At 51.3% G+C, this 14,638-nt stretch carries 16 protein-coding genes; 7 read left to right on the top strand and 9 right to left on the bottom strand.

The genetic code is table 11. The features are described 5' to 3' along the window. Positions 1–7: 7 nt before the first annotated feature. The 6 genes from potG to OGY71_RS19695 all read right to left on the bottom strand — a co-directional run bounded on the left by potG (position 8) and on the right by OGY71_RS19695 (position 5,350). Positions 8–1,141, bottom strand: coding sequence for a putrescine ABC transporter ATP-binding subunit PotG (gene potG, locus OGY71_RS19720; RefSeq protein ID WP_003831665.1), 1,134 nt, complete (start codon positions 1,139–1,141; stop codon positions 8–10). 138 nt (positions 1,142–1,279) lie between these two features. Then, positions 1,280–2,392 (bottom strand): spermidine/putrescine ABC transporter substrate-binding protein PotF, encoded by a 1,113-nt coding sequence (gene potF, locus OGY71_RS19715; protein ID WP_003831664.1) that lies wholly within the window; start codon positions 2,390–2,392, stop codon positions 1,280–1,282. A 433-nt stretch (positions 2,393–2,825) separates the two neighbouring features. Then, positions 2,826–3,302: a type III secretion system chaperone family protein gene (locus OGY71_RS19710; protein WP_003831662.1), complete on the bottom strand. Its 477-nt coding sequence runs from the start codon at positions 3,300–3,302 to the stop codon at positions 2,826–2,828. Between the two features lie 89 nt (positions 3,303–3,391). Then, entirely contained in the window at positions 3,392–4,294 is a 903-nt protein-coding gene (gene rimK, locus OGY71_RS19705; RefSeq protein ID WP_286613568.1) for a 30S ribosomal protein S6--L-glutamate ligase, read from the bottom strand. Positions 4,295–4,353: 59 nt separating this feature from the next. Further along, positions 4,354–5,076, bottom strand: a complete 723-nt coding sequence (gene nfsA / locus OGY71_RS19700; protein WP_286613567.1) for a nitroreductase NfsA — start codon at positions 5,074–5,076, stop codon at positions 4,354–4,356. After that, the gene (locus tag OGY71_RS19695) at positions 5,060–5,350 is read right to left on the bottom strand and encodes a DUF1418 family protein (protein WP_003831656.1); all 291 of its coding nucleotides are present in this window, start codon (positions 5,348–5,350) and stop codon (positions 5,060–5,062) included. Before OGY71_RS19695 ends, nfsA begins: the two co-directional genes overlap by 17 nt. A gap of 172 nt (positions 5,351–5,522) precedes the next feature. Here OGY71_RS19695 and OGY71_RS19690 point away from each other — a divergent pair, with 172 nt between their 5' ends. Further along, positions 5,523–5,786 (top strand): GrxA family glutaredoxin, encoded by a 264-nt coding sequence (locus OGY71_RS19690; protein WP_003035358.1) that lies wholly within the window; start codon positions 5,523–5,525, stop codon positions 5,784–5,786. A 34-nt stretch (positions 5,787–5,820) separates the two neighbouring features. Here the strand turns inward: OGY71_RS19690 and OGY71_RS19685 are convergent, their stop codons facing one another. Next, positions 5,821–6,201 carry an inner membrane protein YbjM gene (locus OGY71_RS19685; RefSeq protein ID WP_003035356.1) on the bottom strand — a complete coding sequence of 127 codons (381 nt, stop codon included), beginning with the start codon at positions 6,199–6,201 and terminating at the stop codon, positions 5,821–5,823. 269 nt (positions 6,202–6,470) lie between these two features. On the opposite strand from OGY71_RS19685, the gene OGY71_RS19680 reads away from it, so the two are divergent. Further along, positions 6,471–8,156, top strand: a complete 1,686-nt coding sequence (locus tag OGY71_RS19680) for an aspartate:alanine antiporter (protein ID WP_003831652.1) — start codon at positions 6,471–6,473, stop codon at positions 8,154–8,156. Positions 8,157–8,427: 271 nt separating this feature from the next. Beyond that, positions 8,428–9,225, top strand: a complete 798-nt coding sequence (locus OGY71_RS19675; protein ID WP_279274955.1) for an SDR family NAD(P)-dependent oxidoreductase — start codon at positions 8,428–8,430, stop codon at positions 9,223–9,225. On the opposite strand, the gene OGY71_RS19670 is transcribed toward OGY71_RS19675, so the two are convergent. Further along, complete coding sequence (locus OGY71_RS19670; RefSeq protein WP_286613566.1) at positions 9,212–9,772, bottom strand: TetR/AcrR family transcriptional regulator; 561 nt, start codon at positions 9,770–9,772, stop codon at positions 9,212–9,214. The two genes, OGY71_RS19675 and OGY71_RS19670, sit on opposite strands and share 14 nt — an antisense overlap. 85 nt (positions 9,773–9,857) lie before the next feature. Here OGY71_RS19670 and OGY71_RS19665 point away from each other — a divergent pair, with 85 nt between their 5' ends. The 3 genes from OGY71_RS19665 (at position 9,858) to OGY71_RS19655 (ending at position 12,270) form a co-directional block, all read left to right on the top strand. Beyond that, entirely contained in the window at positions 9,858–11,066 is a 1,209-nt protein-coding gene (locus tag OGY71_RS19665) for an MFS transporter (protein WP_032934393.1), read from the top strand. Next, positions 11,066–11,881: a Cof-type HAD-IIB family hydrolase gene (locus OGY71_RS19660; RefSeq protein WP_003831644.1), complete on the top strand. Its 816-nt coding sequence runs from the start codon at positions 11,066–11,068 to the stop codon at positions 11,879–11,881. Before OGY71_RS19665 ends, OGY71_RS19660 begins: the two co-directional genes overlap by 1 nt. Before the next feature lie 107 nt (positions 11,882–11,988). Further along, positions 11,989–12,270, top strand: a complete 282-nt coding sequence (locus tag OGY71_RS19655) for a hypothetical protein (protein WP_003831642.1) — start codon at positions 11,989–11,991, stop codon at positions 12,268–12,270. Between the two features lie 217 nt (positions 12,271–12,487). Here OGY71_RS19655 and OGY71_RS19650 read toward each other — a convergent pair whose 3' ends face one another. Beyond that, positions 12,488–13,720: an MFS transporter gene (locus OGY71_RS19650; protein ID WP_008784235.1), complete on the bottom strand. Its 1,233-nt coding sequence runs from the start codon at positions 13,718–13,720 to the stop codon at positions 12,488–12,490. 298 nt (positions 13,721–14,018) lie between these two features. Here OGY71_RS19650 and ybjG point away from each other — a divergent pair, with 298 nt between their 5' ends. Continuing rightward, a complete protein-coding gene (gene ybjG, locus OGY71_RS19645; protein ID WP_003831635.1) occupies positions 14,019–14,627 on the top strand; it encodes an undecaprenyl-diphosphate phosphatase in 609 nt (202 codons plus the stop codon). The last annotated feature ends 11 nt before the right edge of the window (positions 14,628–14,638 follow it).

The following is a 14,638-nucleotide window of genomic DNA, read 5'->3' as shown; positions in this document are numbered from 1 at the left end:
TCGCTCCTTAAACCGTCAACACCACACAGCTGTCCGCATCCCAACATAAACGGACTTCGTCACCCCAGGTTGGTAATCCCTTGCGATAACGATGCTCATTTTGTAGCTGGGCGCTCAACATCTGGCCGCTTTTCAAACGTACGTGGTACACCGACAAATCACCCAGATAGGCAATGTGCACCACTTCGCCTACCGCGAAGTTATAACCCTCTGGCGGAGGGGCTTCGCAGAGCATGATTTTTTCCGGACGCAGCGCAACATACACCGGGACGTTATCGACAACAGAAGCATCGGCGTCCACTTTCAGCGGATGTACCAGACCAGGAGACTCAATCACCAGACCATCTTCCTGGCGTTCTTTTAGCAGTCCCTCAAAAACGTTTACCGAACCGATAAACTCTGCGCTGTAACGCGTAGTCGGATGCTCATAGATCTCTTCCGGCTCGCCAATCTGGACAAATTTGCCACGGTTCATGATCGCAATACGGCCCGCCATCGTCATGGCTTCTTCCTGATCGTGTGTCACCATCACGCAGGTCACGCCGACGCGTTCAAGAATATCCACCACTTCCAGTTGCATGCGGTCTCGGAGTTTTTTATCCAGCGCCCCCATTGGCTCATCCAGCAACAGCAGTTTTGGACGTTTTGCCAGGCTGCGCGCCAATGCCACGCGCTGACGCTGGCCGCCAGAAAGCTGATGTGGCTTGCGTTTGGCGAACTCCTGCATATGCACGAGTCCCAGCATCTCATTCACCCGACTGGCGATTTCAGCCTTCGGCAGTTTGTCCTGCTTGAGGCCAAAGGCAATGTTCTGCTCCACCGTCATGTGCGGAAACAGGGCATAGGACTGAAACATCATATTAATCGGACGCAGATAAGGCGGGACATGCGCTAAATCGACGCCATCAAGCATGATTTGCCCGGTAGTCGGCAGTTCAAATCCCGCTAACATGCGCAGCAGAGTCGATTTGCCACAGCCGGACGCGCCGAGCAGAGCAAATATTTCACCTTTGTAGATAGTAAGATTGACGTCATCAACGGCGTGCTGACCGTCAAATGACTTGGTCAGATTGCGAATTTCAAGCAGCGGGGTCAGCGCCTTGCGGATTTTCGCTTGTGGGCGTGGGGTTGCATCATTCACTCAGGTGCTCTCCGGCATAAAACAAAGAAACGGTGCAAATAACGCACCATAACGGTGCGTATTGCCGGGTTATATGTGTCCGGGCTCAACACTGCCCGGCAGGCAAAAATCCTGCCGGGTCATGTCCCAAACATCGGTTTATTTCCCGCTTTTTACCTTCGTCCATGCGCGGGTACGTACACGATCGATCTTCGGATCCTGTACTTTCAGTGTGAACAGCTTGGCGCGAACATCCGCAGGCGGGTAGATACCCGGGTTGTCACGAACCTCAGGGCTGACCAGAGCCGTCGCTTCTTTGTTGGCATTGGCATAAAACACGTGGTCGGAGATATGCGCAATCACATCAGGGCGCAGCAGGTAATTGAGGAACTGATAGGCTTCATCTTTGTTTTTCGCATCGGCAGGCATCGCGAATACGTCAAAGAACGCCATTGCACCTTCTTTAGGAATTGAGAAGGAGATATTGACGCCATTTTTCGCTTCTTTCGCACGGTTTGCCGCCTGCCATACGTCCCCTGCCCAGCCAATCGCGACGCAGGTATCACCGTTTGCCAGGTCGTTAATATATTGCGAGGAGTGGAAGTAGCGAATATTTGGACGCAGCTTCAACAGCAGATCGGTTGCTGGCCCGGTGTAATCATCCGCTTTGGTACTGTTTGGGTCTTTACCCAAATAGTTCAGCACCGTGGCAAATACCTCTTCTGGCGCATCGAGGAAAGAGACGCCGCAGCTTTTGAGTTTTTCCAGATTTTCCGGTTTGAGGATCAAATCCCAGCTGTTAACCGGCGCATCCGGCCCAAGCACCGCTTTGACTTTATCCACGTTATAGCCAATACCGGTCGTAGCCCACATGTACGGCATCGCGAACTTGTTGTCCGGATCGTGTTTACCCACCAGCTTCAGCAGTTCAGGATCAAGATTTTTCCAGCCCGGCAATTTGCTCTTATCCAGCGGCTGGAATACGCCCGCAGTCAGTTGACGCTCAAGGAAGCTGGCAGAAGGAACGACAAGGTCAAAGCCGGTACTGCCAGCCATGAGCTTACCTTCCAGTACTTCATTGGAATCAAATACATCATAGATAACTTTAATTCCGGTCTCTTTTTCAAAATTAGCCACCGTATCCGGGGCAATATAATCAGACCAGTTATAAATATGCAGCGTTTTTTGTTCAGCAGCGAGCGTGCCGGCAGAGATGGCCATCAGAGCACCCGCAACCAGGCCTGATAACCATTTTTTATTTAAGGCGGTCATAATCTCTTTCCTTCTGAAAGTTCGTTAACAAACGAACAAAAATGTCACACTCTAATGATATGCAAGAAACGTGCATATTCTTTCATGCAGCACCGATGAAAAGAGAGACCTCTCCTCATGCCGCTGTTGCTCGCTGGCATCCGCCTATGCATTCAACACACATTGTGGCCACAGGTCAGGTCACAAGGGACTGTTTAAATGATGACGTTGGTAAGCTTCGCAAGAATAACTTTAGCCAGGAATTGTGGATATAGCCCAGATTAAAAAACGTCTTTTATCAATTTTTTATGCAGGAATTGTCTATGACATAAAGCGGAAGGCGCTGAATCGAGGTGAATAATTCTTTAATGAAAGGTTAAATGCAGAATAAAAACAGGCAATACGCAACCGCTCTGGCAGCGGCTGCGCAATATATGTCCAGATTCAGGAAGAATTAATGGAGGAAATGAATTTCAGCGGTGCTGTTTTGCGCATCTTCTTCAGCATTAAATAACAGCTGATGCGCTCCGGCTTCGAGGATCACCATCGATATTTGCTCTTCGCTCTGGCGAACAAAACATTCAAACTGCTCAAACGTTACGCCCGGCGTAACGGATAAAGACTGGCAAACCACCAGCTTTGGCAGATTATCATCCTGCATATCCAGAAAAGCTTTCACCGTCAGTGAACTGGCATTGATCGCAGACAGATCGGCTGCCAGTGGCAGCAGTGCAGAAGGTCTGACTTCCGCCATCGCAGAAAACAGAATGACGTTATCGACCAAATCAACTTTTGCATCAAAGATGCCGTCAAAATTCTGCATGTGTGGCAAGTGCAGCGCCTGACAGGTATCGCATTCAAAAAAACTCATGCCCAGGTCGTCGAGCCATTGACGCAACGTATCCAGAGTGGGAACGACCAGTGATGTCATAATAATGTGCGACCTCTATTGATGAAAAAATACCGGCACAGCTTACGCAAAAAGAGCGTGTCATACCACGATCGCAATCGATATTGCGCTTAGCCGCCGATTTTAAGACAAAATTCAGGAGTAGCATGGCGCTCGATCCACAGGATCATTTTCGCGGCAATGTCTATCCCGGTAGTTTTCTCTACGCCTTCCAGCCCCGGAGACGCGTTGACCTCCATGACCAGTGGCCCTCGATCAGCGCGCAGAATATCAACGCCTGCAACATCCAGGCCCATAGTCCGGGCGGCTTTGAGCGCAATTTCTCTTTCGCGCGGCGTGATACTCGCAATAGTCGCCACACCACCGCGATGGAGATTAGAACGAAAATCGCCCTCTTTAGCCCGTCGTTCAATGGCGGCCACTACTTCATCGCCCACCACGAAACAGCGAATATCGCGCCCCTTCGCTTCTTTGATATATTCCTGAACCAGGATATGGGCATTCACCCCACGAAACGCATCTACCACGCTTTCTGCAGCCTGCCGCGTTTCCGCCAGCACCACGCCAATACCCTGGGTGCCTTCAACCAGTTTCACCACCAACGGCGCACCGCCAACCATGTCAATCATGTCGCTGGTATCGTCCGGAGAGTGAGCAATTCCGGTGATGGGTAAATCAATTCCCTGACGCGCCAGCAGCTGTAGAGAACGCAGCTTATCGCGCGCTCGCGTAATCGCTACCGATTCATTCAACGGATAGCTACCCAGCATCTCAAACTGGCGCAGCGCCGCCGTCCCATAAAAGGTAATCGCGGAACCAATCCGCGGGATCACCGCATCGAAATGAGGAAGCTGACGGCCCTTGTAATGAATAGAGGATGCCGCTGGGCTGATGTTCATATAGCAAGAAAGGGGATCGATAACTTCAACCAGGTGACCGCGCTGCATCGCCGCTTCACGCAGGCGTTTACAAGAATAGAGCGTTCCGTCCCGGGACAAAATGGCAATTTTCACCCTGCACCTCTCTGAATGACCTGGTAAAAGCTGGCGTATCATACACTGGGTTAAAATCTTTAGCGCGTGGCCCATCCCTGTTTATGCAAATATTCCAGGATAAAGGGGCGACTTTCTTTAATGATGGTACGGCGAATATGATCGCTCCAGGTGTCGCGGCGGGTATTGCTGCCTCGGGTCAGATAGTACTGCGCGAGCTGCTCATCATATTGCGCCAACACATCGCTGTTGAGTGGCTGATATTGATTTTCGTGCACCACAAGCGACGCGGGCAGCCGCGGCTTGATATCCGGGTTATCCGCAGGCCAGCCGAGGCACAAACCAAAGAGCGGAAGAACATGTTGCGGAAGCTTCAGCAGTTCGGTGACCGGCTCAATATTGTTACGCAGGCCACCAATAAACACGCCGCCAAGTCCCAGCGACTCTGCCGCCGTAAACGCATTTTGCGCCATCATTGCGGTATCAACCACGCCCAGCAGCAGCTGTTCCGCCAGCCCAAGTTGCGCGTCAGGGCAAATCTGCAAATGACGATTAAAATCAGCGCAAAACACCCAGAACTCAGCGGCCTGTGCCACATGCTTTTGGCCGCCAGATAAGGTAGCCAGCGATTCGCGCAGAGATTTATCCGTTATGCGAATGATCGTCGTGCACTGTAGAAAACTGGAGCTTGACGTTCCCTGAGCGGCGGCAATAATCGCCTCACGCTGTGCATCCGAAATGGCATCATCAGTAAAATGGCGAATGGAACGGTGGCTGCGGAGTAAATCAATGGTTGGAGTCATCTCTTTTGTCTCTGTCTGAATCAGTTGAATCACCGGGTGTGCGAGACATCAGTTGCGGTGCCAGCAGTTGAGCAACACGCCACATCAACGCCACCGCAGCAGGGAGCATCAGCAGTACGCCCAGAAATATCATCACCACGCAGGCTAACGGGCTGTTAAGCGGTGCGGGCAAGGTGAGGTAATCGTTAAGCGATAGCAGTGCCAGCGATAACAAAACCATCCCAATTATTTCCAGCATCAATACGCTTTTGGGTAATACACCAATTGTGCGCATACGCGGCCTCCCGGCGAAATGGCTTCCATTATAAAACGTTCCGGCTTGCCGTGTTTAACAGATATAGCTTGAGGATATCAAAGCAACAGGCTGAACCTGCTTTCCATCCGTCACAAATCGCGGCATCATAACCAGTATTGCCATCCGGCCTGATAAGTTCGAGGAGAAAGAGATGTTTGCCGTTATTTTTGGTCGCCCAGGGTGCCCGTATTGCGTGCGCGCAAAAGAATTAGCAGAAAAATTAAGCAGTGAGCATGACGATTTTAACTTCCGCTACATTGATATCCATGCTGAAGGAATTACCAAAGCAGATCTGGAAAAGACGGTAGGTAAGCCAGTTGAAACCGTTCCGCAGATTTTTGTCGATCAAAAACACATCGGCGGCTGCACGGATTTTGAAGCTTGGGCAAAAGAGAACATGAATCTGTTCGCCTGATAGCGGTTTCTACGCCCTCACCTTGAGGGCGTCATCAGTTCTTTTTCCGCCGTTGATGCTGATTGAATAAGCTACTGATAAATAAAAAACATAATGCGCCAAGCGCGCACCAAAACACCGCACTAAACAACCACGCCAGCTCTTGCCACAATGAACGCGTCGGCATAAAAACGAACCGCATCAGTAACAGGCAGCACGGCGCCGCCAACATTGCACCAAGCAGGGGTTTGAGCACTTCCCGACGATGGGAAAAAAAGCTTGCTGCAGCACCAGGTAAGATAAAAAACAACAATCCGACCTCAGGATGCCCTGCCGCTCTGAATGCCCCTTTCACGTTCAGCGTTAATGAAAGACACACCACAATAAAGAGCACAAAGCAGCAGACCGCACTCGCCCAACTTTGCTTATGTTTCAATCGTTCCTCCTGACACATTCTCTATCGAACACTCTTTTCGCCCGCAGGCGTCCAGTCAGATAAAGTAACTCGGCATTCCATGCCAAAAACACACCCACACGATTCTTATAGCCGTTGATACGTAATGAGATTAAACTAACCGCATATATTGTTATGCTGCATTATTCGGGGCTGTGTACGATGCTATCGCCCCTTAATTTCTGGCAAAAACATTAGCGTAAATTGCCATTTCTTTCAATAGCTTACTAGTAAACAAGAAGTTAGTCTCCGTGAATATAAACGTCGCAGATTTGTTAAATGGGAATTACATCCTGTTATTATTTGTGGTCCTGGCTCTGGGCCTGTGTCTGGGCAAATTACGTCTGGGTTCAGTCCAACTCGGTAATTCCATTGGCGTTTTAGTGGTCTCCCTATTATTAGGTCAGCAGCACTTTAGTATTAACACCGATGCATTAAATCTCGGCTTTATGCTGTTTATTTTTTGCGTCGGCGTCGAAGCCGGTCCCAACTTTTTTTCGATTTTTTTTCGCGATGGGAAAAATTATCTAATGCTTGCCCTGGTGATGGTCGGTAGCGCAATGCTGATCGCGCTGGGGCTGGGTAAGCTATTTGGCTGGGATATCGGCCTGACGGCGGGCATGCTGGCTGGCTCGATGACCTCAACGCCGGTACTGGTCGGCGCGGGTGATACCTTGCGCCATTCAGGAATGACAGGGACACAACTTTCAAGCGCTCTCGATAACCTGAGCCTGGGTTACGCCCTCACCTATTTGATTGGTCTGGTCAGCCTGATTGTTGGTGCGCGCTATTTGCCGAAACTGCAGCATCAGGACCTGCAAACCAGCGCCCAACAAATCGCGCGTGAACGAGGTCTGGATACCGACGCTAATCGTAAAGTGTACCTCCCGGTGATCCGCGCCTATCGCGTTGGCCCTGAGCTGGTGGCATGGGCCGATGGTAAAAATCTGCGCGAACTGGGTATTTATCGCCAGACCGGTTGTTACATTGAACGCATCCGTCGCAACGGCATTCTGGCCAACCCGGATGGCGACGCGGTATTGCAAATGGGCGATGAGATAGCCCTGGTGGGTTATCCGGACGCCCATGCTCGCCTCGATCCCAGCTTCCGTAACGGTAAAGAGGTGTTCGATCGCGATCTGCTCGATATGCGCATCGTCACTGAAGAAATTGTGGTAAAAAACCACAATGCCGTTGGTCGTCGCCTGGCCCAGTTGAAACTGACCGACCACGGTTGTTTCCTGAACCGCGTGATCCGCAGCCAGATTGAAATGCCTATCGATGACAACGTCGTGCTCAATAAAGGCGACGTGTTGCAGGTCAGCGGTGATGCTCGTCGCGTGAAAACCATTGCCGATCGTATCGGCTTCATTTCAATTCACAGTCAGGTGACCGATCTGCTTGCCTTCTGCGCCTTCTTTATCATCGGTCTGATGATCGGGATGATCACATTCCAGTTCAGTAATTTCAGCTTCGGCATCGGGAATGCGGCTGGACTGCTGTTCGCTGGGATCATGCTGGGCTTCCTGCGAGCCAACCACCCCACTTTTGGCTATATCCCACAGGGTGCGCTGAATATGGTGAAAGAGTTTGGCCTGATGGTATTCATGGCAGGCGTCGGTTTAAGCGCAGGCAGTGGCATTGGTAATGGCCTGGGTGCCGTCGGTGGTCAAATGTTGATTGCCGGCCTGGTGGTCAGCCTGGTTCCAGTTGTCATCTGTTTCTTGTTTGGTGCTTACGTATTACGCATGAACCGCGCCCTGCTGTTTGGTGCCATGATGGGCGCACGTACCTGTGCTCCGGCAATGGAAATCATCAGCGACACCGCACGCAGCAACATCCCTGCGTTAGGTTATGCAGGGACCTACGCGATTGCCAACGTTCTGCTGACATTAGCGGGGACACTCATCGTCATCGTATGGCCTGGTCTTGGTTAGCACTGAAATTTTCCCTTAATTGAAAAATTTTTTGCAGGTAAGCAGAACTTTTCTTCAAGGCGTCAGTCATAACTATTGCCACTGCTTTTCTTTGATGTCCCCAATTTGTGGAGCCCATCAACCCCGCCGTTTTGGTTCAAGGTTGATGGGTTTTTTGTTGCCTGAAATTTGCGTTCATCGCCTTCCACCTCTGAAACTCCTCCCAAATTTGCAGCATGCCGGTTATGGCACATACTTTAAAACGGTGCTTTATCGGGGATGGGGGTTAGTCATGTTGCTTACTGGCAAAGTCGCAGTAATTTTTGGTGGTAGCGGGGCTATTGGTAGTGCGGTTGCGCAGGCCATGGCGCGCGAAGGAGCCCATGTGTGTCTGGGTGCTCGCAGCCAGGAAAAACTTGAACGGACGGCCAGTATTATCCGAACGACAGGTGGTACAGTCGAAACCTTTATCACCGATGTACTCGACGAGCACAACGCATCGAAGGAAGTTACCCGCCTTGCGCAGCAAACTGGTGGAATAGATGTGGTGGTTAACGCAACGGGATTTATGCACGAACAGGGCAAACGCCTTGACGCATTATCCCTCTCTGAGTTTATGAGCGGCATCACCCCTTTTCTCTCGGCGCAGTTCAATATCGCTAAAGCCGTAACGCCGCACATGGGCGGCAATCGTGCGGGCGTCATTCTCAGCGTTGTTGCCCCCGCGGCTCCGATGGCGATGCCTGGTCATCTGGGTCATATTGTTGGTTGTGCAGGAACAGAGGCTTTTATTAAAGCGCTCGCCAGCGAGGTAGGACCGGCAAATATCCGGGTCGTCGGCGTGCGCTCGCATGCGATTGTGGATGCTGTTGCAGCTGGCTCCTATACCGGAGAAATTTTCTCCGCTAAAGCACAGTCAATGGGTTTAACCGTCGATCAATGGTTAGGGGGTGCGGCGCAAAGCACCATGCTCGCGCGCCTGCCTACGCTTGCACAAATCGCTGAGGTCATGACCTTTCTCTCTTCAGATCATGCCAGCGCCATGACCGCGACGGTGGTGAATATTACCGGAGGCGCTACGCACAGCTGACTGTCGCGGGTATCCCTGCGATACGCTCCACCATCAGCAAGATATCTTCTCGCTGCAGCGGTTTTTTGTCCGTTACAAAATGCAGCGTCATTCCTTCAATAAACGCATCCAGCGCCCGCGCCGTAACCGGGTCAAACCACTGCTCCAGCGTTTGTTGGCTGCGTAGCATCCAGTTCTGCATCACCGTTTTCAACGCTGGTTTACGGCTGGCAAAAGCATACAGCTGATACATGAGCTCCATATTATCAGGCGTTGTAACCTGAGAGCCGTAAATCATATCGGTAATGGCATGGCAAGCCTGCGACGCATCCTTAACATCGGCAAAAAAGTCCTGATACTGCAGCATCATCCTGTCAGTAAAACGGCCAAATGCCTCCATCAAAAGCTCATCAATTCCCGAAAAGTAATAGGTCATAGAACCCAGTGGCACCTCGGCAATCATAGCGATTTTACGGTGTGTAACCCCATGAATACCATGGGATATTACTGCATCCAGAGTCGCCTGAACTATTTTTTCCCGCCGCTGCGGATCGTTTGCACGTCGCACTACATTTCCTCTTATTGCATTTGTGTACAAATGTACACAGTCTTGCTAATGTTGTCTCCTTCCCTCTTTTCTTTGGCCCGAATTCATGACTGGCATCTCATCACGCAAAGCCTTAAGACGTCGCACCTGGGCGCTGTTCACGTTCTTCTTTTTACCAGGATTATTAATGGCCTCCTGGGCAACGCGTACCCCTGCCATCAGAGATATCCTCTCCATCTCCACTGCCGAAATGGGCGCGGTGTTGTTTGGGCTCTCTATTGGTTCGATGAGTGGCATACTTTGTTCGGCCTGGCTGGTGAAACGATTTGGCACGCGTAAGGTGATCCGCACCACCATGTCTTGTGCCGTTCTCGGAATGGCGATCCTCAGCGTAGCGCTCTGGCTGCATTCCGCATGGCTTTTCGCGTTTGGCCTGGGCGTATTTGGCGCCAGCTTTGGCGCGGCAGAAGTTGCCATCAACGTCGAAGGTGCGGCGGTTGAGCGCGAAATGAACAAAACCGTGCTGCCGATGATGCATGGTTTTTACAGTCTGGGAACGTTGGCAGGGGCTGGAGTTGGAATGATGCTTACCGCCTTCAGCGTCCCGGCTACCGCGCATATTCTTTTGGCTGCAATGGTTGCTATCACACCTATTTTCATCGCCATCAAAGCTATTCCTGACGGCACGGGCAAAAATGCCGCTGACGGTTCTCACTCCGGTGAAAAAGGCCTGCCTTTTTATCGTGATATCCAGCTATTGCTGATCGGCGTTGTAGTGCTGGCGATGGCATTTGCTGAAGGTTCCGCCAACGACTGGCTTCCACTGTTAATGGTGGACGGACATGGATTTAGCCCGACATCAGGCTCGCTGATTTATGCCGGTTTTACGCTGGGTATGACCGTTGGGCGATTTACCGGTGGCTGGTTCATCGACCGTTACAGCCGCGTTGCGGTGGTGCGCGCCAGTGCACTGATGGGCGCTCTCGGGATTAGCCTGATTATTTTTGTCGACAGCTCTTGGGTGGCCGGTGTGTCCGTTATTCTGTGGGGACTCGGCGCATCGCTCGGCTTCCCGCTGACCATTTCAGCTGCCAGCGACACCGGTCCCGATGCCCCAACCCGCGTCAGCGTTGTGGCGACCACCGGTTACCTGGCGTTCCTTGTTGGACCGCCGCTGCTGGGCTATCTGGGTGAACACTATGGCCTGCGCAGCGCTATGTTAGTGGTGCTGGCGCTGGTGCTTGTCGCCGCCGTCGTCGCGAAAGCGGTAGCGAAACCGGATCTCAAAAATACTACGGTGATGGAGAACAGCTAATGAGTATCAAATTAATTGCAGTCGACATGGACGGCACATTTTTAAGCGACCAAAAAACCTATAACCGTGAGCGCTTTATGGCGCAATACCGCCAGATGAAAGAACAAGGGATCCGCTTTGTGGTCGCCAGCGGCAACCAATATTATCAGTTGATTTCCTTTTTCCCCGAACTGGCCAATGAGATCTCATTTGTCGCCGAAAACGGTGGTTGGGTGGTCAGTGAAGGAGAAGATGTCTTTAACGGCGAACTGGCTAAAGACGATTTCCATGCCATCGTAGAGCATCTGCTGACCCGCGCCGATATCGACATTATTGCCTGTGGTAAAAACAGCGCCTATACATTGAAACAGTACAGCGATGAGCATAAGAACGTTTCCGCCATGTATTATCATCGTCTTGAATTTGTAGATAATTTTGACAACCTCAGCGACGTTTTCTTCAAGTTCGGGCTGAATATTTCCGACGACCGAATTCCACAGGTACAGGCCGATCTCCACGAGGCGATTGGCGATATTATGGTACCGGTTCATACCGGCTACGGCAGCATCGACTTAATAATTCCCGGCGTGCATAAGGCTAACGGTCTGCGCCTGCTGCAACAACGCTGGAATATTAACGACAATGAAGTTGTTGTGTTTGGCGATGGCGGAAATGATATTGAGATGCTGCGTCAGGCAGGATTTAGTTTTGCAATGGCCAACGCCCATGAGCCGGTGATCGAGGCGGCAAAATATCGCGCAGGCTCGAACAACGAAGAGGGCGTTCTGGATATTATCGACCGCGTGTTAAAGAATGAAGCACCGTTTACGCATTAACGGCTCAGCACAGACGGCAACAAAATGATGGCATGATCTATTCATAATCTGCCTCAAATTAACCCGCTGGATTATTACTTCCAGTGAATATTTCAGGCGAGCGGATCATGAAGAAAAGTGTACTGATGGCGACATTGTTGCTGGGCTTTGCGGGGACAACATTTGCACAAAGCGTTACCGTTGATGTCCCCAGCGGTTATAAAGTGGTGGTAGTACCCTCTTCCGTCAGCGTGCCCCAGGCGGTCAGCGTAACGACCGCACCACAAACGGTATATGTTGCTCCAGCGCCTGCTCCGGCCCCTGTCTATCGCGCACATCCTTATGCGCGACATGTGGCAAGCGTCGGTGAAGGGATGGTTATCGAACATCAGATTGACGACCACCACTAAGTTGTCGCCAGGCCCGGACAACCGTAATACTGGTCAGTTAAGATCTTTGGTGAGCGGTAGGCCGGATAAGGCGTTTACGCCGCCATCCGGCAATTTGCTACAGGCCGCCGGATGGCGCTTCGCTTATCCGGCCTACAGCGTGATTCTCTTATCAACATAATGATGAATTTATCGGCGTCATTATGCTTATCTGCGCTGGATTGCGGAAATCCGGGCCTTAACCTTCCCGGGAATTCCCTACCCGTTTATCTTTCAGGAAGATAACCATCAGAATCAGCCACAGTACGCCGCTTGCCAGATTGAACAAGCTGAATAAGCCGTTCCCTCCCAGCAGATACGCGTGTTTACTCAGCTCAATACCAACGGTAAAAATCAGCATCTGCAGCATACCCATTGCGGCAGAAACGGTACCCTTACTCATTTCGCTGGCAAACAGCGTCAGGCGCACCAGCCCCGCATTCGCCACGCCAATGCCAAACGCATAGATACTCAAACCCGCCGTCATCCATAGATATGCATGGGATGACACCACCGTGGCCGCAGCGGCAATAATCAGGCCAACGGCGATTGGCCAGCCGCCCATGATAATTAGCGAACGCACGGTTTTTCGCGAAGTCAGACGCGCCAGCACCAGGTTACCAGCAATCAACGCGCCAAAAATCGGCACCTGCAACAGACCATATTCGTAGCTGCTGAGATGTTCACCGCTGATGATAATAATCGGGGACTGCGCAATCCACGCCAGTAACGGCAGGCTGACAAAACCCAACGCCAGTGCGCCTGCAACGAAGCGCACGTTCCTCAGCACCAGCTTATAATCCTTGCCCAACTCTTTAATGGACAGCTTTTCACCAAGCCGGGTTGCCGTTTCCGGCATCGCGCGTTGCAGACCAAAAAAGGAGATGGCCGCCAGAGCAGCAAACAGGATAAACATCCCTTCCCACGGCAGAACATGTACCCAGGCTGCGCCTACCAACGGACCCAGCAGTGGCGCAATCAGCGCCACGTTTGCCATCAGCGCGGTAATTTTTATGCAGACCGCTTCTTCAAAAGATTCCTGAATGGCGGCGTAACCCACCGCACCAATAAAGCACAGGCTTATCCCCTGCAAAAAACGCAGGAAGGTAAATTGCTCAATATTCTGTGCAAGCAGGGTTGCAAGGCAGGTAACGATGAACCAGATCACGCCGGTTAACATTACCGGGCGACGACCAATACGGTCCGACAGCGGTCCTAACAACCACTGCAAAAACATGCCGCCTGCCAGATAGGCGGTCATAGACGTAGGTACCCAATCTAATCCGGCGTTATATTGCGCCACCACCGCCAACATTCCGGGCTGGATCATATCGTTGCCGATATAAGTGGAGAATTCGTAAAGCACCAGACAGAGCGGGAAAAGTAATGCCTGACGCCCTAAACGGACGCCTGAAGATAAACGGTTCTGCATGCAATCTCTTAACTATAGAAAAATCGCGCAAAGTGTAATAAATGCGCCGTACTGGTGATAGTGAATTATGTGATTTGAAAGCAAAATGCGCACATTTTTACACTCATTTGCTCAAGAACATTTTGCTTTAAGGTTAATTTAAGTTGAGACCGCTATCATGCTCAATAAGCCTCATAAATTGTCTTAAAAATCGTCATTTAACAGGCAAATAAGACAAGACCGCTTTTTATCCCGTGAAAGCAATTTTATGCTCTTCCCCCTATGGGCCTTTTTAACGATTACACTGAGTCTGGACGTTATGCTGGAAAATCTGAACAATTCTCTTTTTTACTTGATCAATGCAACACCCGACTCTGCGCAATGGGCAATTTCGCTCGCCATTTTCATTGCCAAAGATCTGATCAGCATTGTGCCGCTGTTAGCCGTTGTGCTCTGGCTTTGGGGACCTCGTGGTCAGGTTACGCTCCAGCGCCAGTTGGTCATCAAAATGGCCATTGCGTTAGTAGTCGGTCTGACGATTTCCTGGCTGATGGGGCATCTTTTCCCCCACGATCGTCCGTTCGTTAACCACATCGGCTATAACTTCCTGCACCATGCGGCAGATGACTCTTTCCCGAGCGACCACGGTACGGTTATCTTTACCTTTGCTCTGGCCTTTCTGTTCTGGCATCGCTTGTGGACGGGTGCTCTGCTGATGGTTGTCGCCGTGGCGATTGCCTGGTCACGTGTTTACCTTGGCGTTCACTGGCCGCTGGATATGCTGGGCGGATTACTGGCCGGGTTGATCGGTTGCCTGAGCGCCCAGATGATCTGGCAACGGTTCGGCACAACCTTGTACCTCGGCTTGCAGACGTGCTATCGCACCTGCTTCGCTCTCCCCATCCGTAAAGGTTGGGTACGTGACTAACCCGCGGTAAA

This window comes from Citrobacter sp. Cpo109 (assembly GCF_030332565.1).
In the GTDB taxonomy this organism is placed as follows: Bacteria; Pseudomonadota; Gammaproteobacteria; order Enterobacterales; family Enterobacteriaceae; genus Citrobacter; species Citrobacter portucalensis.
This window is presented reverse-complemented; position numbering and strand designations above follow the sequence as displayed.

Bases quoted from the DNA above. Each gene is read 5' to 3' on its own strand.
- OGY71_RS19665 (WP_032934393.1), top strand. From the start codon at position 9,858: ATGACTGGCATCTCATCACGCAAAGCCTTAAGACGTCGCACCTGGGCG.
- OGY71_RS19655 (WP_003831642.1), top strand. From the start codon at position 11,989: ATGAAGAAAAGTGTACTGATGGCGACATTGTTGCTGGGCTTTGCGGGG.
- OGY71_RS19675 (WP_279274955.1), top strand. From the start codon at position 8,428: ATGTTGCTTACTGGCAAAGTCGCAGTAATTTTTGGTGGTAGCGGGGCT.
- OGY71_RS19660 (WP_003831644.1), top strand. From the start codon at position 11,066: ATGAGTATCAAATTAATTGCAGTCGACATGGACGGCACATTTTTAAGC.
- ybjG (WP_003831635.1), top strand. From the start codon at position 14,019: ATGCTGGAAAATCTGAACAATTCTCTTTTTTACTTGATCAATGCAACA.
- OGY71_RS19690 (WP_003035358.1), top strand. From the start codon at position 5,523: ATGTTTGCCGTTATTTTTGGTCGCCCAGGGTGCCCGTATTGCGTGCGC.
- potF (WP_003831664.1), bottom strand. From the start codon at position 2,392: ATGACCGCCTTAAATAAAAAATGGTTATCAGGCCTGGTTGCGGGTGCT.
- OGY71_RS19710 (WP_003831662.1), bottom strand. From the start codon at position 3,302: ATGACATCACTGGTCGTTCCCACTCTGGATACGTTGCGTCAATGGCTC.
- nfsA (WP_286613567.1), bottom strand. From the start codon at position 5,076: ATGACTCCAACCATTGATTTACTCCGCAGCCACCGTTCCATTCGCCAT.
- OGY71_RS19650 (WP_008784235.1), bottom strand. From the start codon at position 13,720: ATGCAGAACCGTTTATCTTCAGGCGTCCGTTTAGGGCGTCAGGCATTA.
- OGY71_RS19695 (WP_003831656.1), bottom strand. From the start codon at position 5,350: ATGCGCACAATTGGTGTATTACCCAAAAGCGTATTGATGCTGGAAATA.